At 38.8% G+C, this 23,072-nt stretch carries 18 protein-coding genes; 9 read left to right on the forward strand and 9 right to left on the reverse strand.

Features of this window, described 5'->3' with window-relative positions:
* The first annotated feature begins 119 nt into the window (after positions 1 to 119).
* From ABD769_RS00685 to ABD769_RS00695, 3 genes are read left to right on the forward strand one after another with little or no spacing between them, the layout of a single operon-like run.
* Positions 120 to 1,085: a hypothetical protein gene (locus ABD769_RS00685; protein WP_344848351.1), complete on the forward strand. Its 966-nt coding sequence runs from the start codon at positions 120 to 122 to the stop codon at positions 1,083 to 1,085.
* The gene (locus ABD769_RS00690; protein WP_344848353.1) at positions 1,072 to 1,677 is read left to right on the forward strand and encodes a hypothetical protein; all 606 of its coding nucleotides are present in this window, start codon (positions 1,072 to 1,074) and stop codon (positions 1,675 to 1,677) included. Before ABD769_RS00685 ends, ABD769_RS00690 begins: the two co-directional genes overlap by 14 nt.
* Complete coding sequence (locus ABD769_RS00695) at positions 1,655 to 3,658, forward strand: AAA family ATPase (RefSeq protein WP_344848356.1); 2,004 nt, start codon at positions 1,655 to 1,657, stop codon at positions 3,656 to 3,658. Before ABD769_RS00690 ends, ABD769_RS00695 begins: the two co-directional genes overlap by 23 nt.
* 325 nt (positions 3,659 to 3,983) lie before the next feature.
* On the opposite strand, the gene ABD769_RS00700 is transcribed toward ABD769_RS00695, so the two are convergent.
* The 4 genes from ABD769_RS00700 to ABD769_RS00715 form a co-directional block, all read right to left on the reverse strand.
* Positions 3,984 to 4,553 (reverse strand): hypothetical protein, encoded by a 570-nt coding sequence (locus ABD769_RS00700; protein WP_344848359.1) that lies wholly within the window; start codon positions 4,551 to 4,553, stop codon positions 3,984 to 3,986.
* 99 nt (positions 4,554 to 4,652) lie between these two features.
* Positions 4,653 to 5,525: an AbiH family protein gene (locus tag ABD769_RS00705; protein WP_344848360.1), complete on the reverse strand. Its 873-nt coding sequence runs from the start codon at positions 5,523 to 5,525 to the stop codon at positions 4,653 to 4,655.
* A 52-nt stretch (positions 5,526 to 5,577) separates the two neighbouring features.
* Complete coding sequence (locus tag ABD769_RS00710) at positions 5,578 to 7,326, reverse strand: UvrD-helicase domain-containing protein (RefSeq protein ID WP_344848363.1); 1,749 nt, start codon at positions 7,324 to 7,326, stop codon at positions 5,578 to 5,580.
* Positions 7,317 to 9,410: an ATP-dependent nuclease gene (locus ABD769_RS00715; protein ID WP_344848366.1), complete on the reverse strand. Its 2,094-nt coding sequence runs from the start codon at positions 9,408 to 9,410 to the stop codon at positions 7,317 to 7,319. The genes ABD769_RS00710 and ABD769_RS00715 overlap by 10 nt, the downstream gene beginning before the upstream one ends.
* Positions 9,411 to 9,654: 244 nt before the next feature.
* On the opposite strand from ABD769_RS00715, the gene ABD769_RS00720 reads away from it, so the two are divergent.
* Positions 9,655 to 11,574, forward strand: coding sequence for a hypothetical protein (locus tag ABD769_RS00720; RefSeq protein WP_344848368.1), 1,920 nt, complete (start codon positions 9,655 to 9,657; stop codon positions 11,572 to 11,574).
* Complete coding sequence (locus ABD769_RS00725) at positions 11,555 to 13,258, forward strand: hypothetical protein (RefSeq protein ID WP_344848371.1); 1,704 nt, start codon at positions 11,555 to 11,557, stop codon at positions 13,256 to 13,258. Before ABD769_RS00720 ends, ABD769_RS00725 begins: the two co-directional genes overlap by 20 nt.
* Positions 13,259 to 13,333: 75 nt before the next feature.
* On the opposite strand, the gene ABD769_RS00730 is transcribed toward ABD769_RS00725, so the two are convergent.
* Both ABD769_RS00730 and ABD769_RS00735 read right to left on the reverse strand, forming a co-directional pair.
* Positions 13,334 to 13,663: a hypothetical protein gene (locus tag ABD769_RS00730; protein WP_344848373.1), complete on the reverse strand. Its 330-nt coding sequence runs from the start codon at positions 13,661 to 13,663 to the stop codon at positions 13,334 to 13,336.
* Positions 13,664 to 14,097: 434 nt separating this feature from the next.
* On the reverse strand, positions 14,098 to 15,177 hold the full coding sequence (locus ABD769_RS00735) for a sensor histidine kinase (RefSeq protein ID WP_344848376.1): 1,080 nt from the start codon (positions 15,175 to 15,177) through the stop codon (positions 14,098 to 14,100).
* An 89-nt stretch (positions 15,178 to 15,266) separates the two neighbouring features.
* On the opposite strand from ABD769_RS00735, the gene ABD769_RS00740 reads away from it, so the two are divergent.
* On the forward strand, positions 15,267 to 15,410 hold the full coding sequence (locus ABD769_RS00740; protein WP_344848378.1) for a hypothetical protein: 144 nt from the start codon (positions 15,267 to 15,269) through the stop codon (positions 15,408 to 15,410).
* Positions 15,411 to 15,427: 17 nt separating this feature from the next.
* On the opposite strand, the gene ABD769_RS00745 is transcribed toward ABD769_RS00740, so the two are convergent.
* Together ABD769_RS00745 and ABD769_RS00750 are read right to left on the reverse strand one after the other, a co-directional pair.
* Positions 15,428 to 16,159 carry a LytR/AlgR family response regulator transcription factor gene (locus ABD769_RS00745; protein WP_344848380.1) on the reverse strand — a complete coding sequence of 244 codons (732 nt, stop codon included), beginning with the start codon at positions 16,157 to 16,159 and terminating at the stop codon, positions 15,428 to 15,430.
* A 60-nt stretch (positions 16,160 to 16,219) separates the two neighbouring features.
* Positions 16,220 to 16,606: a helix-turn-helix transcriptional regulator gene (locus ABD769_RS00750; RefSeq protein ID WP_344848382.1), complete on the reverse strand. Its 387-nt coding sequence runs from the start codon at positions 16,604 to 16,606 to the stop codon at positions 16,220 to 16,222.
* A 631-nt stretch (positions 16,607 to 17,237) separates the two neighbouring features.
* Here ABD769_RS00750 and ABD769_RS00755 point away from each other — a divergent pair.
* The 3 genes from ABD769_RS00755 to ABD769_RS00765 are packed head-to-tail and all read left to right on the forward strand — an operon-like array spanning position 17,238 to position 22,612.
* Positions 17,238 to 17,978, forward strand: coding sequence for a TlpA family protein disulfide reductase (locus tag ABD769_RS00755; protein ID WP_344848385.1), 741 nt, complete (start codon positions 17,238 to 17,240; stop codon positions 17,976 to 17,978).
* 3 nt (positions 17,979 to 17,981) lie between these two features.
* Positions 17,982 to 21,209 (forward strand): SusC/RagA family TonB-linked outer membrane protein, encoded by a 3,228-nt coding sequence (locus tag ABD769_RS00760; protein ID WP_344848388.1) that lies wholly within the window; start codon positions 17,982 to 17,984, stop codon positions 21,207 to 21,209.
* Between the two features lie 26 nt (positions 21,210 to 21,235).
* Positions 21,236 to 22,612, forward strand: coding sequence for a RagB/SusD family nutrient uptake outer membrane protein (locus ABD769_RS00765; RefSeq protein ID WP_344848391.1), 1,377 nt, complete (start codon positions 21,236 to 21,238; stop codon positions 22,610 to 22,612).
* A gap of 57 nt (positions 22,613 to 22,669) precedes the next feature.
* Here the strand turns inward: ABD769_RS00765 and ABD769_RS00770 are convergent, their stop codons facing one another.
* Entirely contained in the window at positions 22,670 to 23,050 is a 381-nt protein-coding gene (locus ABD769_RS00770; RefSeq protein WP_344848394.1) for a hypothetical protein, read from the reverse strand.
* Positions 23,051 to 23,072 lie beyond the last annotated feature (22 nt).

Genomic DNA, 23,072 nt, shown 5'->3' on the forward strand with positions numbered 1-23,072 from the left:
AGAAACGGTGTTGATGCGCAACTTGTAAATTTTAATGAGATAATTTGTTAATATTGAATATTCTAAGGCGGCAAAGCCTATCTTAGATATACGATTTAATTAACGACTAACTCAAAAAAATGCCAATTACTGGTGAAGATTTCGAACAACTAGTGGAGCCTTTCTTCAAAAAGTTGTTCCAAGATATGGGCTTTTTAGTCATACAGGTAAGGAAACAGACAGCTGGTACTCAAAATGGGTTTGACGTAAGTGTATTGTTTTTAGATGATAATGAATTTGAGAGAGAGTTTTTTATCGAATGTAAATACTATACTTCCACTAAGTTAGATTGGTCTGAGATATTTAGCAAACAAGTTCAACTAGACTCTTCGAACCATGATGCGACGGCATTCATCGCACTTTCACCTTTGAGAAATCTCAGCAATATTGACCACAATATCCAAGCAAAACAGACGAAAGCTTTTAAATTTCCTGTTGACTTTTGGACGCCTGACAAAGATATCGAGAAGATGTTTGCATTGGATAAAAATCTTTATCAGAAAATATATGATAAGCCATGCTCGTTAGTTTTAGATGAGGCTAAAGAACTCCAACGACTTAAAATCATTGTCAATTTGTTGATAAGCAAGAAAGATTTGCTTAGACATGCAAATCTTATAAAAATGCCTGTCGCAACTTTTCCTATTGATGGCGATGAAGAAATGGTTACTTCTCTTGACCTAAAATTAAATTCTATATGCAAACCAGATGACCAATACCGGATTATATACCATAAAGCAAGAGCTGACTATAAGGTATATCTTGAAAGCTTGGTTGATGTACATTCCGAACTAAGAACCAGGATACTTAATTGGGAGGAAAATATGAGATTAAAAGCATCGCGTCTAACTCATAACTTTAAGATGGACGACAACTATACTCCTCAAAAGTTTTTCAGTGATTTTTTCAATGAAGCAGAAAAGGAAATACTGACGTTTTATGGAGAAAATGAATTAAAGGGGGATAAGGAGAAATTACTGTGCGGAATTGTATTTGAACTTGCTGCACAATGTCCTTTAGATTGGAGGAAAAATGGAACTGATTGATCACTTAGTAAAAAATATAACTGAAAAAGGATTAACACCGAGCATCAACTTGGATAGGCCGATCTTTGTGCAACCGGAGGATCGTATGGAGTTCCGTTCTGCAAGAATTGTGATAATCCTTGGTACACTTACGACAAAACATGGATTGAGTAAAAACGTCATTGCGTGTGTTGATTTTCTCCTAAGAAATGAAGCCTTCCAATCGAAATTCATAATGGAATACTTCAATGGTAAGAAAATTATCTTGGATAAGATCAAGAGGTTTGAGACTACCATGCAGGTAGAAATTGATTTTAACATAGTGCAGTACAAAAGCGTACCTTGGGATATTAGATTTAATGATATGTTTATGTATCTCTATACCAGGAATCTCTTGGCCTACAAAGCAGATAAGGATCAAAAAAATATCCGGTTATTTCTAACTGATACAGGGAAAATTTATTTTGAAAAGATAAAGGATGCATTTCCCCGTGAACATAATTTTCTTGATTTATTTGGCACAAGTATAGTCGAGGATAAGCTTATCAAAATAATAACCGAAGTTATACCTAATTCTTATTGGAAACAGAATGCATCGTTTGATAATAAATAAATTAATCTACCATATTCAAACTGTCCAAGGTAAAAGGTATGGTGCTGAAATCCCTTTTCGGGATGGGCTAAATATTATTTTTGGACCTAATTCAGTAGGAAAGACCAGTATCGTTACGGGTATCGTTTATGGGTTAGGAGCTGAAAAAGGTTTAGGGGTTTTCAAATCTATACAAAACCCATTTAAACCAGAGTTTTATAAAGAAATAGATAACAACCAAGTTTCAAAATCGTATCTACTTTTAGAAATCTCAAATGGTCAGGATGTAGTAACAGTTTTTAGATATATAGCTGGGGGAGATAACACAATAGCTGCAATAAAACCATGTTCTGCCGACCAATTTTTTACAAATCCTGATTCGGAAAAGCTAATTGTTGTTGGTGAAGGTGTTTTTTCTGAAAATGGCTTCCAAACTTTCCTTTTTAGTTTTTTAGGTATGAAGCAAGTAGAACTGCCAACATATGACCGAAAACTATCTAAATTATATTTCGAGAATATATTGCCTTTGTTTTTTGTTGAACAAAGGGCGGGGTGGTCTCAGATTCAAGCTCGTCAGGTTTTAAGATATAACATCAAGGATCTAAAAAAGGTTGCCTTTGAGTTTCTTTTTGGCATGGATCGTTTTAATATTCATGTCAGTGAAATACGTTTAAAGGAACTTGATTTAGAACTTAAAAAATTAAAGGAAGAGTTATCAGGAAAAGAAGAAAACCTCTTTATTATATCTAATGGTGAGATGACGGATGAAGTACTTATAGTCAATACCGACTCTATTGGCAAGGCTAGCATAAGCGATTTCATAGCTTATCTAGATGAACGATATAAAGCCGAGGCAAGTTTAGTGGAAAGCGCGGCTAACCCAGTTGCAAACTTCGAAGATTCAAAAGTAAATCTTCGTGAAAAAATAAAGATTGCGAATTATCAGTTAAGAAAGGCAAACGAGAGGGTAGAAAAAATCACTCTTGAGATAAATGAGTACGAGAAATATTTGGATCGCATACAAATAAACAAATACAAAAACAAACAGCTTAAGAAGATTAAGGAAGCAGAAACAGACGTGAACATTACAACATGTCCCGTTTGTGAAGCTAAGTTGTTGCCCTCAGACGAAGATGAATGCAAATTATGTCATAGTGATTTTCGTAAAAAAATGTCAACTCCTGATCAGAACTTAAAGTTTTTGGAAGATGAAGAAGCTACGTTTAAGAAAGTAATTGAAAAACGGTTATTGGATAGACGCAAGGTTTTCGAACAAAGGAATAATCTGAAAGATGAAATATCTAATTTGGAGAAGGAGCTAGACCATCAGATTACTACCTTTGCTGGAAGTGACTTTGCTCTCCTAAGGCAAAGAATATTAAATGCTGATTCTTTATATAAAGACCAAGAACGTTTTAAGCGCATAAGGGAGCGCTGGGATGCACTCATACCGCTTCGACAGACGATCAAAGCCGACCAGGCTTCTCTTGATAAATTAAAAGCCGAAGTTGATGCCTATAGACAAACGGAATCAGATCAGACAACGATAGATACAATTAGGATGTTCCTGCAAGAGAATGTAAAAAGTTTAGGTCTTTTTAAGAAAAACCGTGACTTAATAACGGCAATTAAACTTGATGCTTCAGATAATTATACACCATATTTAGATAAATACGACATTTATAACATTAGTAGTTCCAGTGACAATATCAGAATTATTCTAAGTTACTATTTAGCACTGCTTCAGACATCTGTTAAATTAAAATCAAAGGGGAAAATAAAGTTTCCTGATGTTCTAATTCTGGACGAACCTAAACAACAGAATTTAGATAACGATTCATTGATAGATTGTATAAATGTCATGGCAAACTTGCCGGTCAATTCTGGACAAATTATTTTAACTACTTTTAGTGAATTACCGGAAGATAAGTTAAAATTGAAAGATTATATTGTTTATGAGATGCATTCTTCGACGGACTATCTATTGAAAGAGCTGCAATAATTCGAGTTTTTATATCGAGAATTCCAAGGGATTAATTTATTCCTATGATGGTAAAATAGACATCATCTTCTTTCTTGACCATTAGATACGGATGTTCCTCGAAGTTCACTACCTCATCCTTTAAAAAGGCCGTAAACACTTCGATATCGGTATCGGCGGCCGTTTACGCAGTTTATATCATAGGAGTCAATATTCATGCGGCTTAGACAAAGTCCCTTTCGGAGCTTTGTTTTATTTTACCTTTTTTTCGATCTCTTTTCGCTAGTTGCCAGCTCTCGATTTGGCATCTTTTACTTCATCTGGTTTAACATCTAGCTTATTAGTCTTACCCTCTATTTGCCTGCTCTCTTAGCACAATTTTTTCAATTTCGCTCCGATATTCAGTTTGTATTTGCTTTGGAGCTTTTTCAATGTATTCCTTTGCTGAACTAAATTCCAAGGAACTCATTTCCACAAATTGTTTCGAAATGTTTTCCAGAGTATATTCCAGCTTAAGCTTGTCTCGGAAATTTGGAGGGAGGTCGGTCCAGATGATTGCATCGAAATCTTTCATTTTGTTCCAGGCTAAAATATTTTCAAAAACCGAAAGGTTGGTCTCTTTGATGTTTTTGTCGCCGTTCTGGAAGTTATAAAACCCAATTCTTTCGGTTGATGTTCCCTCCCTGTTTCTTAAGTTTTCAATTGCGCTTTCAAGTATTTCAAAAGCCGAAGTTGAATATAAAACGCGGACAGGTTTCCAATTCGGTTTAATTACTAAAGTCAACCTACCTCCTCCTGACATTCGTGCAAATTCAATCGGTAATTCAGGACCGTCCTCGTTCCATTCTTCGTCAACAATTTTTAAAGTATCTCGATCCCAAATCAATGATCCCCAACCTAGCACGGCTATTTTCATATTCCTTAAAATTTTTCTTTAAAATTATTTAAATCATCTGTTTACCAATTTTGCTGAGCATCTTTGGCTTTCACAACTGCCATCCAATTTACGGCTCAATTAAATAATATCATCGTTAATTCTAATCATTTCAATTTTTTCAGAACCGATCGCAATCTCATTATGAGTAATAGAATACAGTAAATCACGTTCTTCTTTTGAATAGAAGCTTATTTTCCATTTGGCATCGGGAATTTTCTGGTGTAGAAGCTTAAAATAAGGCCAATCTACTTTGCCCAAGGAATGTCCTAGTACAATGATCTCAGAAAAACCCCGCAGATGTTCGAAATCATCCCGATGCTCCTCAATGATTTCGTTCGTGTTTTTCATTAGGGCAAAAAAGGGGTAACGGGCTGATGATTGGGCGTCACTGAAAAGTGTTCTATTTGAGTTTCCCTCGTCATCCAAATCTTCAGAAACAGGATTAGGCTCCTCGCTTAACCCATGTCCAAAAATCAATTCTTCCCGGTAATTGTTGACTTTGTTATGTATATATAGAATATCTTTCTTTGGAAGATTGTAAAGCGATTCTAAGGTGTCAGTGTAATTGAAGTTGATATATTTTGCTCCCACTTGGAACTCAAACTTTTCAGCCTTTTGTTGGGGAAACTCAATTTGCTCAACCCACTCTTTAAAAGCCACTTTTATGTCTTCAATCAGTTGGTCAACTATTTCACCGATTTCATCTTCTAGCCCAAACGCCTCGCTGGGCTTAAAGGTTTCACTTAACAGGTTAATGTGATTGAACGAGTCGAAAAGTGTTCCGTGGTCAAGTGTTGCTAAATCCTGTTCGAAGTTCTTCCACAGGTAGTCAGTTCCTGTATCAAGGGTAAAATATTCCTCCGTCGTGGTTTCTAAATCTGAGAAATGTTCGATAACGTATCCGTGAAAATCCGAATATCTCCTCTGCATTCCATTACAGGTCAAATCCATTATCTATAATATACATGACAGCCATTAGGATCTTTTTAGATTAAAATATTTACTAACGCCTAATGTCAAACAGTCCTGATAGGCTCAATTCTTCAGCAGCGGTGAGTGCAGGCAGATTTATAAAAAGCCTTTGCATAGCCCGGCTAACACCAACATAGCGAACACGATGCTCCTCGGCTCCCAGGTTTGGTGATGTTAAATAGCGTATATCTTGTGCATTGTTCATCGTCACCAAGACATTTTCAAATTCATCACCTTTTGCTTTATGGATTGTTTTACATTCTTCTACATCATTATCAGTGTCCACGAACAAAGCAATCTGCTCATAGGTGTTGGTATCATAGAATTGCTTGATCGCTCCCTTGGTAAGGGTCGGCATTCCTGAACTGATATTTGCTTTTACCAGCTCGTAAAATTTATACAATGATTCCTGAGCAAAAGCACTTCTTTCGGAAAGCAGTTTCGATAGTTGGTGAAACGCGGTCTTTCTGCGCGCAGCCTTATCGGTAATATTAACAAATACTTTTTGCATTTCTTTAATGGCCTCCTTGAAGTTTTTTTCATATCCCAGTTCTACTGCTTTAATACACCTAACTATCACCTTCACCCGATCAGGATTATCCTTATCGAATAATTTATCCAGCAGATTTTCCGTTGGAATAGAAACGTTGTAAAGGCGTTTCATAGCATTTACTGTGGGATTATCACGTGAAAGGGTAACCAGTACCTCGGCTCCACAAATAGCTTTGGCGTCAGCATAAGCCTGCTCTTTTGCACCGACAAAAATAATCGGCTTTTCTCCTGAAACATTTCTCAGTGGGTTCTGTGTGATATCAGTTCTTAAATAGTTGAGGACATTTGTAATTTCATTGGTACTTCGCCTGTTGTCCTGAATCACAAACTCCTGCTGCCCTGGAAGTGAGAAATGTTCAAAATCGCCCACCGATGCCCCCTGAAAACTGTAGATTGATTGAGCTTTGTCACCAATCACACCTACAACCGTCTCCCTTTGGGCTAGTAGCCTTACAATGGCTGTCTGAACAGGACTGGTGTCCTGAAACTCATCAATAAAGAAATAGGGGAATTTCGCCTGCAATACGGAAATGATAAATGGATATTGTTTGATCAGCTGATAGCCAAAGAAAAGGACATCCTCATGATGAAGTCGACCTTTTCTCCAAAATATCTTCTTGTAATCCATAATACCTGGAACCAAGATGTCAAGGCAGTTTTGCTTGCTCAATCGTGGTTTATCTGGGTCATAAGCAGCCTTAGAGTTATCCACCGTAATCTCCAAATCATTTCCATTGATCTGATAATCGATCGAGTAAAGCCAGTTACTTAGGGCCTTGTAGTTGTTTTCTAGCCTAAGCAACTGGTTTCGTGTCCATGGATTACGGAGCTGCGCGAGATTCTGATGGCCGTCAATCCATTCCTTGACGTAGGTTCTAGAAATGAAGTGTTCATCGTGCCCATCCAAGTATTTAACATTAAAATCATACTGGCTTGCAATAAAGTGTAGGTATGGTCTGACGATATTGTTGTAAATAAAACTATGGATCGTTGAAATCTCAACCCGATCGATACTGGTATCCAATCTTTTGGTAATGGTATCGACCGCCGTATTCGTGTAGGTAATACAGGCAATTTTTCGATAACTGCCCATTCGTTTGGAGGTTGACAGCACCTTTTTGATATGGTTCACCAGCCAATGGGTTTTTCCAGCACCCGGACCTGCCTTTACCTTGAATGGCAATTCAATATCGATAGAGTCGTTTGAGGTTATAAAATTTACTGGCATATCCAACGAATTGCTTTTTTAATATAATACGGTACGTGAAAAGCCTGCTGAATTGACATTGCCGAACCTGGTGTTGCAACCGTTGGAAGCCCGAGATTAACCTCCAAAAGGTTTGCAAGCTCTAAAGCGTTTTCACCTTTGCCCACAGAATTGAGGTATCGTGTGGCAATGATTGCCTTCTTCTTATCCTCATCAGACCAACTGGGGTCTACAAGCGTGCTTATCGCGTCTTTTAATTCCTTCTTGGGACCACTTTTCCCCAACCGACCGAGCAGATCTGCAGTAGGTTTTGACTGCGCATACAATTCCAGTAAATCCTCAAGCTCGTTTTTATTGGATATTGATTTGGTGATAAGTATTTTAGAATCAGCGTTATTAAGGCAGAGCTCATATTCGAAAGTTTTGCCTTTGGGATGGTTCTGCCCAAAGAAGCGGATGTTGCTGTGGTTAATGTATGAGGAAATCTTCGCCGCCAAATGGTCGCGATATACATAGTTCAATGTATCCTGCCCAAAATTGTACGGATAGCATCCCTCATAGTAACTTTCCGTATTTTCTTTTTGTTCAGGGTCACGATCCTTGAGGCACACCACCCTTTTGGGTATTGCGTAGGGGTTGGTGGTATCGAATAAGGCCAAAAAATGATCGAAGAATCGGCCACCTACTGGCACCACAGCTACATGGTAGTCCTCCAAATTCTTACCACAGTATTTTGCCAATGTCGGGACCAGTATTTCCTCAGCAAGGCCCTCTACAAAGATGATCTTTTGCGCAAAGAGCATATCCGACCGTGTGGCATCGAGAAAACGCTGAACATAGGCTTTCGCATCCTGCCCATTAGGAGTATCGGGGAAAACCTTTCCTGGATAACCTGCTGAGATGACGCCTTTCTCATTGTGTAGACAGATGATTTCGTCAAGGGAAACGGCGGATGTAATCTGTGTAGAATGGGTAGTTACAAAAATCTGACGAACCTTTCGTTTGTTCTTGTTTTCTTTCAAGAATTTAAGGAATTTATACTGCATGGCGGGGTGCAGGTGGGCTTCTGGTTCTTCAATGGCTAAGACAGGAAAGACTTTTGCATTACTTCCCAAGTAGTTGCCGTCCGCATTAACCTGCATTTTGGCAAGGAGAAGAGACATAAAAATCAGATTATTATAGCCAAGACCATTATGGCTGGCAGGTATGGTAATATCAAGTCCCGCATAGCCAATAATCAATTTGAGTGCGGAGTACATTTCCACATCGGAGATCGCCCCATCGAAATCAGGTAGAGCGTTGTTAAATGTAGCGCCAGTTTGCGTAGCATAGGAAAGGATATGTTCCTTCCCTGCCTCCATTCGGGTTTGAAGGTCTTGGATCAATCCCCCGGCCTTGGCTGTAAAACTGGCCTTTAGAGCCTTGATCTCTGCAAGCTTTGTAGCCTTGTCTTTTACAGCATCATCAGCGGATTTAATCTCGTAGTCCATAAAGAAGTCCAGAACATCTCTAAGCATGGTGTTTTTACCTGTAAACATGTCTCTTTCCACATCTCGGATTGCAGTAAGAAACTGGAAATCGAACTTTTGAAGGGTGGAACTGTCTGCAATGACCCTCAAAGTTGGTTCGCCTCCGTAGATTTTGTTCTGATAAAACCTTAAAAACTCCTGTTTAATCACCAGCCAAGCATCTTGTTTGGTTGTGCATCCCATAAGCGCGGCGTGGTAATCCCCATGTTTTTCGAAGGGCAGAGAAAACCTGTAGGTGAGTTTCGCTTGGTAAGGCTCTTCAAGCTTGATCAGCCAGTCTGCTACGGTTACTAGGTCATCGCTGGTCAAATCCTCTCCCTCGCTCTGGTCGATAACTAGACTAACAACAACCTCAGGAGCCTTCGCTTGCAAATCAGCCAGACTGATATGTTTCGAGAAATCATCTATCTCAAGCTTTTTAGGAACATTCTGGTCGATAATAAGTCCGATTGCTTTCAGCAAACTTGTTTTTCCAGCATTGTTGTGGCCAATGATGACGTTTACACCGTCGTTAAATTCAATGATATTTTTGGGGAAGTTTCTAAATCCCTCAATGATAATTTTAGAAATGTACATAGAGCGTTGTTTTTGAGGCCCGTACAAAACACAACACCTGATATATTCACGTTAGATAAGGGTTAATACTGGCTTGTTCAAAACTATAAAACTATTGTGGGACTTGCAATAAGCGCGCAGATTCAATTTGTCCAATTTGCAATTAGACTGGAGACGATTTTTAAAGGTATATTACTATCTTAGGGTTTTGAAACGCTCTATCTAGAAAACCTTGACCTGTATATCGCAGATCAACAATAATTATATGGGAAGTATTGAATATAATGAACGGTTCAGTGAATTTGAACGGTTGAGAATGTGTAATGGCTATCACAAAAGAGACGTCATTATTGAAAATGCCAGTTTTGAAATATTGGATAAGTGGATCAAGAGTCCTGAACTTTTCGATTTTTTCAAGTCGTGTGATGTATCAGATGCCTACCTGATGGACCAGGTCGGGAATAAGATGGTTGACAAGGTTTTTTCGCAGTTGATGCTCATTGAATACCTGGTAGAAGGTGGTTTGGATACCAGCAACTTGTCTTCGTTAGGAGCTGCGCTAAAGAAAGCTGCGGAGAGGTACAAACCACTATTATATTGGAACGAGTCGGGTATGGTTATAGCCTATTTAGAGAAAATAGCCATTAAGGAATGGTCTAGTTTTGTTGGCGAAGCAGACATGGATTGGAACAATTTCAATATACTTCACAAAGCTTTCTCAGTTCTGGAAGTAAGTTTTGAGAGTGTTCTAGATTTTCTGAAGAGCTTACATTCAGCTACTGGACTTACTGGCGCTTCGCACCAGGTGTCGCGGACATTGATCGAAAAGCTATCGGCCCAACCTGTTCTTGCCGCTAGATTCGATAGAGAACTGGAAATGCTTATCGATGAAAAATATGCGGAGGATTTTGTGACCGCAGTCATCATTGGACTTGTAGAAGGGAAAGTAGAAAACTTTGACCGATTGTTAGATCGAGTGAAAGATCAGTTTGGTAATGAGAAGCTGTACCTTTTGCTCTGGGCGTTCGGAAGATGTTGCCCGGACGAAAGACGGAAAGATTTTCAAGATTTGATTAAAGCTAGGTTTGATGCTAAACAGCTTGACAAAGCACAATATCTGAAACTTTGCGGTATGTGCAGGTTTGTGGGAGATGATCTTTACGCCCTTGCAAAAGAACCTATAGTAAGTGGGGATTTCGAAGGCGTACATGACTATGTTTATGATCTTGTTGCTCTCGAACATAATAAAAAGTGGTTTAGTCATGCGGCGATCCAAATCTTTATAGCTGATGAACCCAGTTTTATTGGTCAATTGAATCTCTTTTTATATTCACTTTGCGAACATAACCTTGATTTGGTCTATGAACTTTTAACCAATCGCTTCGAGGTAATGGGAGAATATCAACTGTTGGACAGCAATCTCGACCATATCATCGATTTGGACCATGATCGTTTCCATGTCTACTTGACAAAATGGTTCAATTCCGAAAATCGAAACGTGCATAAGGCAATGTTGAGGATTTGCTCCGGAAGGAATTCCTCGGCTAATTGTAAGGTATCCCAACATTACTTTCGGACTCTTCCGGCAGAGGAAAAAGTATATATCTGTATAAAGATTGCCGGATTTGTCTATTCGATGGAACAGCTCCAAAGCCTACTATTTTCTGTTTTGGATGCTGCTTTGCCCGACGATGAGGCATTGTTGACCAACCTCCAAGGTATATTCGTTGATTACCTAATCTACAATTATAGGTCTACTTTGGATATGATAAAAGAAAGATTGAATGATACGAAGTGCCCTGCCCACCAACGGGAATTTTTGCAGCCAATTGATGATGATTATGAGAACTACTTTAAAAACCTTAATAGGGTTAAAGTATTCAAGGAGCTGCAGTCAGATGCAAAGCTCGAAGAATTCAGCCGCTTTTATAAAAATCAGCTCTTTGCCGCATCGATGAAGGAGTCAAACAGCAAGGGCTTTCTGTCGATGATGAAATCGGTCAATCTCTACGCTAAGAAATGGGCGATAAGAAGAAAAGAGGAGAAAGTGCACGAGGTTGCTGAACTGGCCTTGATTCAGCACTCCTTTGAATTTCCATCGGGCGAGAAGCTTGATCCAACAAGGCAGGAAACACTAAGACGTAATTACCAAAGAATCCAAAAACATGAAATTAATTTTAGCTGAGTATATCAATTCCCTAAAGGAAGATGGGGAACTGGATAAAGTGATCCAGGATATCCTGAGGGCAAATGGGGGCGAGATATTTTCTAGACCAGAAAGAGGCCGTCAGTATGGAGTTGACATTTATGCGATTGGAAAGGACTTTACTGATGATGGTAAGAAGAAGGTTTTTCTCATCACGGTAAAGCAGGGCGACCTTGATAGGCAGAACTGGGATGGAGAAATCAATAGTGTTAGGCAGTCCCTTGATGAGATTAGAGAAGTATTTATACCTAACAACCTAGCTCCCCAACATAAAAAACTGCCCATAAAAATCGTGGTCGCTTATAATGGTCTGATCAAGCAGAGCCTGCAGCAGAATTGGAAAGGCTATACCAGTCAATATCCTAATTTCGAATTTGCACTTTGGGAAGGGGATTTTCTGGTGGAACAGTTTCAGCATAACCTTTTGAACGAAAGCGGCTTTTCCAATAAACTAAGATCGGCTGTTCGAAAGACAATCATCCATCTTGAAAATAGGGACTATCAGTTCGGCGATTTCGTACAAATACTTGATATGCTGGAGAAAGAGTTTAAGACGACAAAATACAGGAAAACCAAGCTTCGAGTATTAAAGGAAATGAGGCTATTGGTCGCAGTTGTTATCAAATACTGTGATGAAGCTGACAACCTTTTGCACGCGGTGAAGTGTTCTGAGAAGTACGTGCTTCGTCTCTGGTCGATGTTCATTTCTGGCAAGCCGGAAAAAGAATTTACTAAAGAGGTCGTAGAAGGTTTTTATCTGCATAGGGATACATTGGAGAAGTACAATGCCAAATTCTCATTTATCGTCGACATCAAAGATGGATTGGGCAGGTCGGTGGGAGATGCACTAGCGTATGGGACTGTGGTGTACGAACAGATAGGCATCTGGTGTGAAACCGCATTGTTCTATCTGCAGATGTACGAGTTTTTAACAACTGGAGAAGGAGAAAGCGCGGAGCAAGCGGCTATTGTCCACAGGGACCGTGCTACTATTCTGGCCTACGAAGCGATCAGGTTAATTAATAACAATCAAATTTTCTATACGCCGAGGTATGATGATCATTTAATAGAGATACATATGCTATTGATGCTTTTGTACAAGCTTGATCTAAAGCAGCAAGCTCTTGATATCCTGTTTGGCCTCCATAAGCATATTGCTGAAGCGCATTCCTTTTCTAGGATATTTCCAGTTCATAGAGACTTGCGAACTGTTGCCGAACTTGAGGCTAATACTGATGTTCGGATAGGTTACGATTACAATTCGAGCTATCTTTTTACGGTACTTTTGGAATGGTCGATGGTACTGAACTCACCTAGGCTTTACGCTTCACTAAAAGGTGTTAAAGACAAACTGCTAAAAGAAATTACTTTGTTGCTTTGGTTTCCCGATAAGGAAACCGAAAGCAAGGTCTTTACAGAAAATGGCAATAACGATTCTGGGTATGCACTTTCTGGCATAGATCTTTCCGAATCAATGCAAAATTATAAGGAACTCGTGGTAGAGGAATATGAACATAACTGCTTTGAAAAAGATTTTTCTTTTATCAAAGAAAGTTATTGGGCCATAGGGCTTATCGCCTCGAGACATTTCAGGACACATATCTTTCCCTACTATTGGAGAAAATTTTTAAAGGATGATGTGCAGACTGCAGAGCCGGGCTAAGAATTAAACTTGAGGGTAAACGGTAGCGTGTTCGAAGTAAACATAGATTTAAAATGTATAACGTCTTTGATCACTTTACCGATCTTTCGCTACAATAGCTAATCCCGTCAGGAAGAGTGGTGGCACGAAATATATACGTACTCTATTGTCAGGTAGCTGGTGCCAGCCATATTCACAGCAAATGAAGATGCCAATGTTTTCATTAACCCTATAGATTCCTGTCATGAACTTAAATTTGAACCCTTCGTCACTAAGCTGCCAGTTTTTGACAGGGGTGAGCGTTTCATTGTAAAGCCTCTTTAAAATCTGATAATTACGGAGAATTATTCTGTTGATCTGACCGAAGTGCTCAGGCTCCTGCCATTTCGAAACCTTTTCTTTTTCCGCCCTGCTGGATTTCTGCATTGGTCACTACAGTAGACTTTATCCTTACGGCCTTCAAAAGTACGTTTGCATCCAGAATAAGCGCAACTGCGCTCTTTTTCTTCCTCGAGAACAGGTTCCATAGAATTTAATCTTCTCGTAATACAGATATTTAGTCGATTTAAAAGCGCTTCAATCCCTTAGGTTTGGCTAATATACGACCGACTAATTAATTTTCAATACAGAAATTTGGTATGGATTTAATTATGGACGCGTTATGAAAGACAAAACCATTGCAGCTGAAGCTTTTTTCTCGGGAAGAAAGAACTTTTTTCTGGATTTCAAACTTGCTAGAAACAAAAGTAACTATATGCGGATCACCAATCTCGTCAGGTTTGTAGATGGCAGAGCCACAGTTAAAGAACCCTTCGTGAACAAAGGCAACATAAGGTAGCCACTTCGACAAGGATTTATCCTCAAAGCTTTAATTCAATTTTTACATAAAAATACATTGCATCCCGCTTTTCATAGTAAAAGGTAAAATTATCGCCATATGCTAGCCTAAGCCGCTTTTCAATATTCTCCATTCCTTTATTAAATCCAGAATGATGAATCTTCGTACTTATTAGGTTTCTGGTATGAATTGAAAACTCAGCATAGCTGAGCTTCAATTCAAGTAAACCTGGATGTTCTGGTCTACTTAAATTTCCATGCTTGAGCATATTTTCCAAAAGCGTTATAATTACTAACGGTATAAAACGGAACTGTTTTGTATCTTCAGGAATCACGACATCAATAAACTGCTCCTTATCTTTCCTTATTTTATTCAATTCGATTAAATTGAAAATTTGTTTAATCTCTTCCTCTAACCTCGGAAGTTCTTCGTTTGACTCACGTGCTTCCAGACTAAATCTCATCAGGTCAGCCAAATTGAGTACGGCCTGACCAGCATCTTCATTATATTTTCGAATACTATCATACAAGAAACTTAAAGTATTGAATAGAAGGTGGGGGTTAATCTGAGCCCTTAGATAGTCATATTGAGCTATACTTAATTCGTTTTCCATTTCTCTGATCCTTAATCGTTTAATGTGTTTAGCATTTTCAGCTTCCTCCCTCAAAGTCCTTTCTGATTTATATTCTATAAAGAGATAATAAAAACATGATAAACCAATAAAAAAGAGCCCTCTCCAAAGCGACTGAAAAAAGCTGCGGTAATTCTCTACGATAGTCGGAAAGTTAAATGATTTCGTGGTATCACTCAAATAGTAATTTAGCAATGCACGTAATAAAATGTAGCCTGCAATTTGTAATCCCATTAAAATAATTAATCTGCTTATTGCATGCTTTTTTGTTCTGAAACTTATTTTAAGAACCAGATGCGCATTTGAATAAAATAGCCCAATGTTTAGTATATAATGCAAGAGGTAATTGATCGGCTTGCCAAACGCACCGGCTGCAAGACCTATTAGCGTTATTTCAAAAAATATAAAAAGCGACCACCCTATCAGGTGGATTTTCTGGATTTTTGTCCATTCGAAAATTTTCTTTGTCATGCTATAAAATGTATTCGTGTAACCTCAAATTATCACGGTGTAATAACTTTTTTTACCATATCCAATAGGGCTAGTTTCAAAATAAAAACATGAAACACATCCCACAAAAATTGATTAAGAAAACAGTATTTGTTTTTAAATCGCAGAAAAACCAGGTTTTGTCATCAACCGATCCAACCAATTCAAGTATTACAATTATTGCAACTGAAACTTTAGTTGCATTGAAAAGGTAGACTGAACCCAAATAAGATTACCGGCCGGATCTTAAAGTTTTTCTTTCTAAAAATTCATTAAAACTCTCCTTGTAACTTTTTCCCATTGGAACTATATAAGAGCCCATTTTTAGCGTATTTCCAATGATTTTTTCAACCTTTTCAGCGTTTACAAAAAAGGATCTATGTACCCTGTAAAAAAGTGTTCCCCAAAAATCTTTCTCAACCTCTTTCATAGTCAAGTACACCATATACTTTGTCTCTTCTGTAACGATACTGATGTAGTTTTTTTCACTTTCAAAAAATAAGATCTTGGATCTCTTTATCTTGAGCCTCTGCCCCCTGTCACCAATGCTGACAAAAAAGAATTTTCGTCCTGACTGTCTAGACTTTTCAAGTTTTTTTGTTTCAGATTCAAGGATATCCCATACTGTCTTTATGAACTTAGGTTTCGATATAGGCTTTACCAGGTAACGAGAAGCATCTACTTCAAAAGCCTCAATAGCATATTTCGTGAATGCTGTTGTAAATACGATAAAACGGGCTCTATTTACCAGTTTTTTAGCCAGTTCAATACCAGTAATATCAGGCATGTCGACATCAAGAAATATAAAATCTATTTTGTCCCCAAGTGTAATATCTGATAATGCGATCAGAGGGTCGGTATAAGTTTTAACCAACATGAGATTTGGATTTGTTTCTATGTAATCCGATAAAATAGAGATAGAATGTTTTTCGTCGTCGATAACGACGCAACGTAATTGTTCCATATGTCAAAGTTTAAATTGTTCAGTCTTTTTCGACCTCTCAATTAGCTTTGCATATTCAAATTAACTTTTGATTTCTTCTTTTGGCTCGATGGATATAACCTCTGTAGTTTTCTTTTGAGATATCGTGCCGTCCTTGTTAATTTTGTTTGCCCGTTTTAGAGTAAGCTTAATCATGTCGTATTTTGGTTGCTCTAAAGGGAGAATATCCTGAATTTTGCAATTGAGAGCATTCGCTAACAAATTAATATGCCGTATACTATATTTGGCTCGTTCGGTAAAAAGCTCCACTTTTCCAACAAAACCTTCAGATAAACCCATTTTTTGCGTAAGTGACACTTGGGATAAACTCTGTTCTATCCTTAGGCGTTTAACATTTACTATAATTAAATAATCCAAATGAGAAATTTCTATAGTAACAATTTCTGGGTTGGAATTCCGGTTTTGCATTAGAATGCAAGGAACAATAAAATGAAAATTTTATCACAGGTGCATGTGGAAGTGTCGATTATTATTTTTACTTTAGCTTAATAAATTTATTGTCAGTTAAGACTTTAACTGCATGATTTGATTTTTTATTGCTGAAAAACCTTGTGACAAAAAGTAGGACGTTTGAACACAAGCAGTAGGTGAAAACTCAAATCCTGTGCTATCTTTGCATAGCATAAGGACTTGGGTCGCCTGCTATTCTGTGTTCGCCCGCTGAAAAGCGGTGGTGGTCCTACACCTTTGTCTCAGAAAAGCTAAGGGCGGCCCTTTTTTCTTTTCTCAAGGTTTTTTGGTCTCAACCAAAAAACGTGAAATATAAATTAAAAACCGTTTTTCAACCAGTTTTCTGTAAAAAGAAACCTACTATTCTTTTTCGAATTTTTCGGAGTAAGGAGATTATGGTTTTTGGTGTCGCGTTTATAATTCTTATTAGCCTTGTAATCTGTTCTCCTGAATAAGATACCAGGCTAAGGCAGGTTACCTTAATGGTTAATGAAAAAAAATAGGTTCTTTAATAATGTACCTGCCTTAGTTTCTCCAATATTTAAGTTTCCTCATTTAATTTCCGAATCAACTAACTAAACCAACGACAATGAAAAAAACGATATTTTTTATTGATAGGGCATTGCCATGCCTTTTTTTATGCAAGAAAGTCACTTCAGATTTACTGTCTTCCCGAAAAATAAATTCTGAAAATGTTCTGGTAGTCGAAAAAAATAAACTACTGGTACAGAATCTTTCCTTACTATCCTTAAGAGAAATAAAACTGGAATGGCTTAGGAGAAAAAAGTCTATTCAATTTGTCCTAGTCTTGGCATTCTGTACACTTTCAATAAGTGCTCAGGAAAAGAATAAAGTAAGACCAATGGCGATTGGTGATAAAGTCACTGATTTTACAATTTCTAAAATTTATAATTACAAAGTTAGCTCGACAAGCTTTTCTAAACTTAAGGGAAAGGCAATGATTCTTGATTTCTGGGCGACTTTCTGTTCGGCCTGTATTAAGGAATTTCCAAAAATGCAATCCATGCAAAAGCAATACGATAAAAACCTTCAGATAGTCTTAGTTAATACCTATTCGAAGGATACCGAAAATGTATTGAGAGATTTTTTAGCTGAACAAAAAAGTCAAATTCCAGATTTTTCACTTCCCATTGTTCAAAGCGACAGCACGCTCAGAGGAATGTTTCCCGTAAAAAGCATGCCCCACTATTTATGGATTGGAGCTGATGGACGGATCAAGGCGATTACCCGGGCTGATCAGATTACAACATCAAATATAGAACGGCTAATCGCTGGTCTCACGCTCAATCTCAAACCGAAAAAAGATTAAATTATGAATATAAATCGTTTCAATGCCAGAAAGATGAAGTGGAATTTTTTCCTCCTAATCACGGCAATTTTACTTGTATCGCTATCAGCCATTACGGTCTTTGCCCAAGGGGGGCAGGAAGTTCATGGAAAGGTTACTGATCTCGATGGCAAATTTATTATTGCAACCGTTCGCTTTAAGGGTGGGGTTACCCTTGTGGATAAAGACGGCAATTTTAAAATCAATTCTCTAAAGGTAGGTGATAGTATACGTGTAACCGCAACGGGTTTTAAAACTGTAGTTCGTGTATATGAAAAACCTGGCTCTTTTATTTCTATAAGGATGACCGAAGATGTTCAGCAGCTGGAGGAAGTCCTGGTACAAACAGGTTACCAGAGCGTGAAACCAAACGAAATCAATGGAACAATATCCTCGATTGATGAGAAGGCAATCAGCGCGCGCGTAGGGACAAATATTTTAGATAGAATAATCGGTCAGACCAGTGGCTTGATACTTCAGGTTGGCAAGAGTAATAATAATCCGCAAAACAATACCAATATAACCATTAGGGGACTGGGAACAATAAATGGTCCCCTGGATCCGCTGATTGTCCTGGATGGGTTTATTTACGAAGGTGATATAGCTAATTTAAATCCCAATGATATAGAAAACATCACGATTTTAAAGGATGCAGCTGCGGCCTCGATTTGGGGAGCAAGGGCAGGAAATGGAGTAATAGTTCTTACCTCCAAAAAAGGAAAATTAAACCAGGCCATGCAGATTTCCTTTAATGCGAATTATCTTTTGGGGGAACTTCCAAAGCTCAATGCAGTTGGGCAGATGGATAATAGCGATTATATAGCTGTAGAAAAACAGCTTTTTGATGCGGGATATTTTAATGATAGGATTACATCAACTCCATGGGCAGCACTTACACCTGTAGTGGAAATTTTGCTGGCTCAGCGTAATGGCTCAATTTCTCAAATTTCCGCCAATGAACAGATTCAATCTTTGGCTAAAAACAATACAGTGCAATCCTATTTGGATAATTTCTATACAAATTCCCTAATCCAACAATATAGTTTGAGTGTTAGGGGAGGAGGGGAAAGGAACAGCTATCTATTATCGGCCGCATTTGATGATGCCAAGGGAGAAACGTTTAGCCGGAATAAAAAACTGAACCTGCATTTAGCCAATGATTTTAAGGTGATGAAGGGCCTTGACCTGAGTACCAATATTTACTTCACTAATTCCAACATTAAAAGTGGTCGACCAGAATACAATTCTTTGAGTGTAGGAGGAAGGTATCCTACCTATCTTGATTTCGGTTCTGGTGGCAGTCTGGCAACTATCCATCGTAGTTTATATACTGATACTGTTGCAGGTGGAAGATTTCTGGACTGGAAATATTATCCTAATGAGGACTATAAACATGAGTACAACAAACGGAAGATCCAAGAACTCTATGCAAACGTAGGTCTTAAATATCAAATTTTTAACGGACTAAACCTTCAGGTTAGTTATCAATACCAAAGGCAAAATGTAGAGGATGAACAGACCTCGGACACGGAGAGTTTCGCTGCTAGAAATTTAGTCAACACCTTTAGTCAGTATAACAAAGCAACAGGTATCCTGACTTATCCAGTCCCTAAGGGAGGAATACTGCTATCCAATAGCTCAATGGTAAATTCTCAAACGGCAAGAGCCCAGTTTAACTACAGCAAAATTTTTGGGCTGCATAGTATTACTGCGATACTGGGAGGAGAAACCAGATCATCTAATAGTTCGGCAAGGGGAAGCAGGAGGCTAGGTTATCAGGCCGATCCATTATACTTTAGCCCAGTTGATGAAGTCGGTTACTATCCGGAATATTTGACCGGAAATTTTAATCAGATTGGTTCTGTAAATACATTGCTTGAAACAGCTTATCGCTTTCTCAGTGTCTATAGTAACGTATCCTACAGTTACAAAGGCAGGTATATCGTTTCAGGCAGCGTTCGGCGGGACGGGTCCAATATTTTCGGTGCCAATACCAATGACAAATGGAAGCCGCTCTGGTCAGCAGGACTGGGCTGGAAACTTTCCGAAGAACCATTTTACAATATCGAATGGCTCCCGACCTTACGGTTGACAGGCACGTTCGGGTATAGTGGAAATGTAGATTTAAGCAAAACGGCATCACCGGTTGCAGGATATTCATATAATAGCATCACAGGGTTTCCGATCACAAGGGTCAATTCAATAAATAATCCCGATTTGCGCTGGGAGCAATTATCCCAGTTAAATGTGAAACTGGATTTTGAAACAAAAAAACAAGTTCTTTCCGGATCGTTTTCAGGATATATTAAGAAGGGAACTGACCTGTATGGTACAGCTAATTACGATTATACAGCTTGGGGAGCCAGAGAGCTGATTGTCCGAAATGTTGCTGATATGAGGGGCGTTGGCTTTGACCTTGATTTGCATAGCATAAATTTTAGAGCCGCCGATTTTAAATGGAATACTGATTTTTATCTAAGCTATAACATTAGCAAGACAAAAAAATACTATAGCAGTACGCCAGCGAGTATTTACACTTTAATATCGGGAGGAAATATTATCACTCCAGTTGTAGGGTATCCGCTTTATTCACTTGCGGCCTTCAAGTGGGGCGGACTGGACAATAAAGGAAATCCGCAAGGTTACTTAAATGGTGCTTTGAGTACAGATTATGCAGCAATTGCGAATGAATCTGCCGATAGCGGGAACAATCTGGTTTATCTTGGCTCAGCGAGTCCAACCTATTTCGGATCATTCATAAATTCCTTTAGCTATAAGGGTGTGAGCCTATCTATTAATCTAAATTACAAACTGGGTTATAAGGTTAGGAAACCATCAATATCCTATTCGGCACTTATCAATAACGGCGTGGGAAACAGCGAGTTTTCAATGCGATGGCAAAAGGCGGGTGATGAATTACATACCAATGTGCCATCCTTTGTATATCCCACAAATAATACCCGTGATTTTTTCTACTATGCCTCTGAAGTTAATGTAATGCCAGGTGATCATATCAGGATTGATTATTTAAGGCTGGGCTACACTGTAAATACAGCGCAGTGGAAATTCCCTTTTCGAAATCTCGAACTGTATTCGGGCATCCAGAATGTCGGGATTTTATGGAAAGCCAATTCTTATGGTTACGATCCCGATTATGCAGGAGTAGTTCCACCAACACGTCAGTATACTTTCGGGATAAAGGGAGCCTTTTAATTTTTAACGATAAATAAGATCGAGAGATGAAAACTAAAATATCAATGAATGTACTAATGGCTGTGGCGATTTTTACCGCCATAGTTTTTACCGGTTGCAAAAAATACCTGGAGGTTAAATCTGATGCAAAACTTGTAATCCCAAAAAGCCTATCAGATGTGCAGGGACTCCTGGATGATGCGAACCTGATGAACATCAGAATATCTCCATCGTTTGGGGAGGCGAGTTCTGATGACTATTTTCTTCCACTGGCCAGCTATAATGCTATTGTCTTAAGGGCACAGGAGGCCTACATCTGGAAGGCAACACCCTATCGTTTTCAAAATGACTGGAGTATTGCCTACACAGCGATATATAATGCGAACCTAAGTCTGGAACTTTTGGACAAGATCGATAGAACACCTGCCAATGCAAGCGCTTATGGTAATGCCAAAGGCAGTGCGCTTTTCTATAGGGCTTACTATTTTTTAATGCTCACTAACCAATATGGGCTGGCCTACGATGAATCATCTTCTAATAATGATTTGGGAATAGTCCTCAGGTTGACCTCGAACTTTAATACCCCCTCGGTCAGATCATCGGTAAGCGAATGTTATGGGCAGGTAATCAATGACGCAACCACAGCACTATCTTTACTTCCAGATTACCCGCAACACGTCATGAGGCCTTCTAAGGGAGCGTGTAACGCACTATTGTCCCGATGCTACCTTTATATGCATAAGTACGATCTGGCATTGAAATATACTTTGGACGCCTTGAAGTTGAATAATAAATTAATGGATTTTAATGGCGACACGGATCTTCTCGCTCTCAGCAGTGCCGTACCTGTTAAAAAGTTTAATAAAGAAACCATTTGGTATTCGGAGCTGACCAGTAACTTTGGGACCACTGCAGCGGCAAGAGTTCGCATCGATTCAAACCTATATGCAAGTTATGCCGCAAATGATTTAAGGAGGGCTGCATTCTTTAAGGCAGCCGCACCCTACCAACAGTTTAAAGGAAATTACTCTGCCAGTGCTACGTTTTATTTCGCAGGGTTTGCCACCGATGAGCTATACCTGACCAGCGCAGAATGTAAAGCTTGGCAAAATGATCTGACCGGTGCAATGGAAGATCTAAATAAACTGCTTAAGACACGCTGGAAAAATACAGTAACTTTTGTGCCAGTATCTGCTAATAATAGGACGGATGCGTTATTGAAAATAAGGCAGGAACGTAGGAAGGAACTACTGATGAGGGGACTGCGATTCGGGGATGTCAAACGGTATAATAAAGAGGGAGCAAATATTGTTTTGCAGCGCATCATTGATAAACAGAGGTTTAGTCTTCCATCAGATTCAAGGTATTATGCTTTGCCATTACCCACAGATATCATTGAACTCACAGGAATGCCTCAGAATTAAAGCTAAAGGGCAGTGCAACATCTGTTGACTGCCCTTTTAGCATTGGATAACAAAAGGCTATTGTGCGGTTCTGTTTTCAATGGCCATACTTTCATCATCACTACCGATTACGAAAGCAGAAGTTGTGGTATACGCAGATGCCTGTAGGTTCAATGTTGACTTTAAAGTCGGTGTACCGCCGGTATTCACATATGCCTGATCAACTTTAATTGTACATGCTTCCTGAGGCTCCTCATCACACGATGGGGCGCTCGGATCATAAACCCAATTGCTAAGTGTCTGGACAGCACCTAAGCTATGGTCTGCATTGTTATAGCGGAACGTGTATTGAACGCGTTTGTTTGAATCTGCCTTAAAAGCAGATCCTCCTACTACTAATAATAATCCAAAAGCGGCGGCCATTAGGCCTTTGCTTACTTTTTTGATTGTTGTATGCATAATTTAAGGATGCTTTTTACTC

The organism is Pedobacter jeongneungensis, assembly GCF_039538295.1.
Classification (GTDB): domain Bacteria; phylum Bacteroidota; class Bacteroidia; order Sphingobacteriales; family Sphingobacteriaceae; genus Pedobacter; species Pedobacter jeongneungensis.

Excerpts from the sequence above, each read along its gene's own strand:
- ABD769_RS00685 (WP_344848351.1), top strand. The coding sequence starts at position 120 with ATGCCAATTACTGGTGAAGATTTCGAACAACTAGTGGAGCCTTTCTTC.
- ABD769_RS00690 (WP_344848353.1), top strand. The coding sequence starts at position 1,072 with ATGGAACTGATTGATCACTTAGTAAAAAATATAACTGAAAAAGGATTA.
- ABD769_RS00695 (WP_344848356.1), top strand. The coding sequence starts at position 1,655 with ATGCATCGTTTGATAATAAATAAATTAATCTACCATATTCAAACTGTC.
- ABD769_RS00700 (WP_344848359.1), bottom strand. The coding sequence starts at position 4,553 with ATGAAAATAGCCGTGCTAGGTTGGGGATCATTGATTTGGGATCGAGAT.
- ABD769_RS00705 (WP_344848360.1), bottom strand. The coding sequence starts at position 5,525 with ATGGATTTGACCTGTAATGGAATGCAGAGGAGATATTCGGATTTTCAC.
- ABD769_RS00710 (WP_344848363.1), bottom strand. The coding sequence starts at position 7,326 with ATGCCAGTAAATTTTATAACCTCAAACGACTCTATCGATATTGAATTG.
- ABD769_RS00715 (WP_344848366.1), bottom strand. The coding sequence starts at position 9,410 with ATGTACATTTCTAAAATTATCATTGAGGGATTTAGAAACTTCCCCAAA.
- ABD769_RS00720 (WP_344848368.1), top strand. The coding sequence starts at position 9,655 with ATGGGAAGTATTGAATATAATGAACGGTTCAGTGAATTTGAACGGTTG.
- ABD769_RS00725 (WP_344848371.1), top strand. The coding sequence starts at position 11,555 with ATGAAATTAATTTTAGCTGAGTATATCAATTCCCTAAAGGAAGATGGG.
- ABD769_RS00730 (WP_344848373.1), bottom strand. The coding sequence starts at position 13,663 with ATGCAGAAATCCAGCAGGGCGGAAAAAGAAAAGGTTTCGAAATGGCAG.
- ABD769_RS00735 (WP_344848376.1), bottom strand. The coding sequence starts at position 15,177 with ATGACAAAGAAAATTTTCGAATGGACAAAAATCCAGAAAATCCACCTG.
- ABD769_RS00740 (WP_344848378.1), top strand. The coding sequence starts at position 15,267 with ATGAAACACATCCCACAAAAATTGATTAAGAAAACAGTATTTGTTTTT.
- ABD769_RS00745 (WP_344848380.1), bottom strand. The coding sequence starts at position 16,159 with ATGGAACAATTACGTTGCGTCGTTATCGACGACGAAAAACATTCTATC.
- ABD769_RS00750 (WP_344848382.1), bottom strand. The coding sequence starts at position 16,606 with ATGCAAAACCGGAATTCCAACCCAGAAATTGTTACTATAGAAATTTCT.
- ABD769_RS00755 (WP_344848385.1), top strand. The coding sequence starts at position 17,238 with ATGAAAAAAACGATATTTTTTATTGATAGGGCATTGCCATGCCTTTTT.
- ABD769_RS00760 (WP_344848388.1), top strand. The coding sequence starts at position 17,982 with ATGAATATAAATCGTTTCAATGCCAGAAAGATGAAGTGGAATTTTTTC.
- ABD769_RS00765 (WP_344848391.1), top strand. The coding sequence starts at position 21,236 with ATGAAAACTAAAATATCAATGAATGTACTAATGGCTGTGGCGATTTTT.
- ABD769_RS00770 (WP_344848394.1), bottom strand. The coding sequence starts at position 23,050 with ATGCATACAACAATCAAAAAAGTAAGCAAAGGCCTAATGGCCGCCGCT.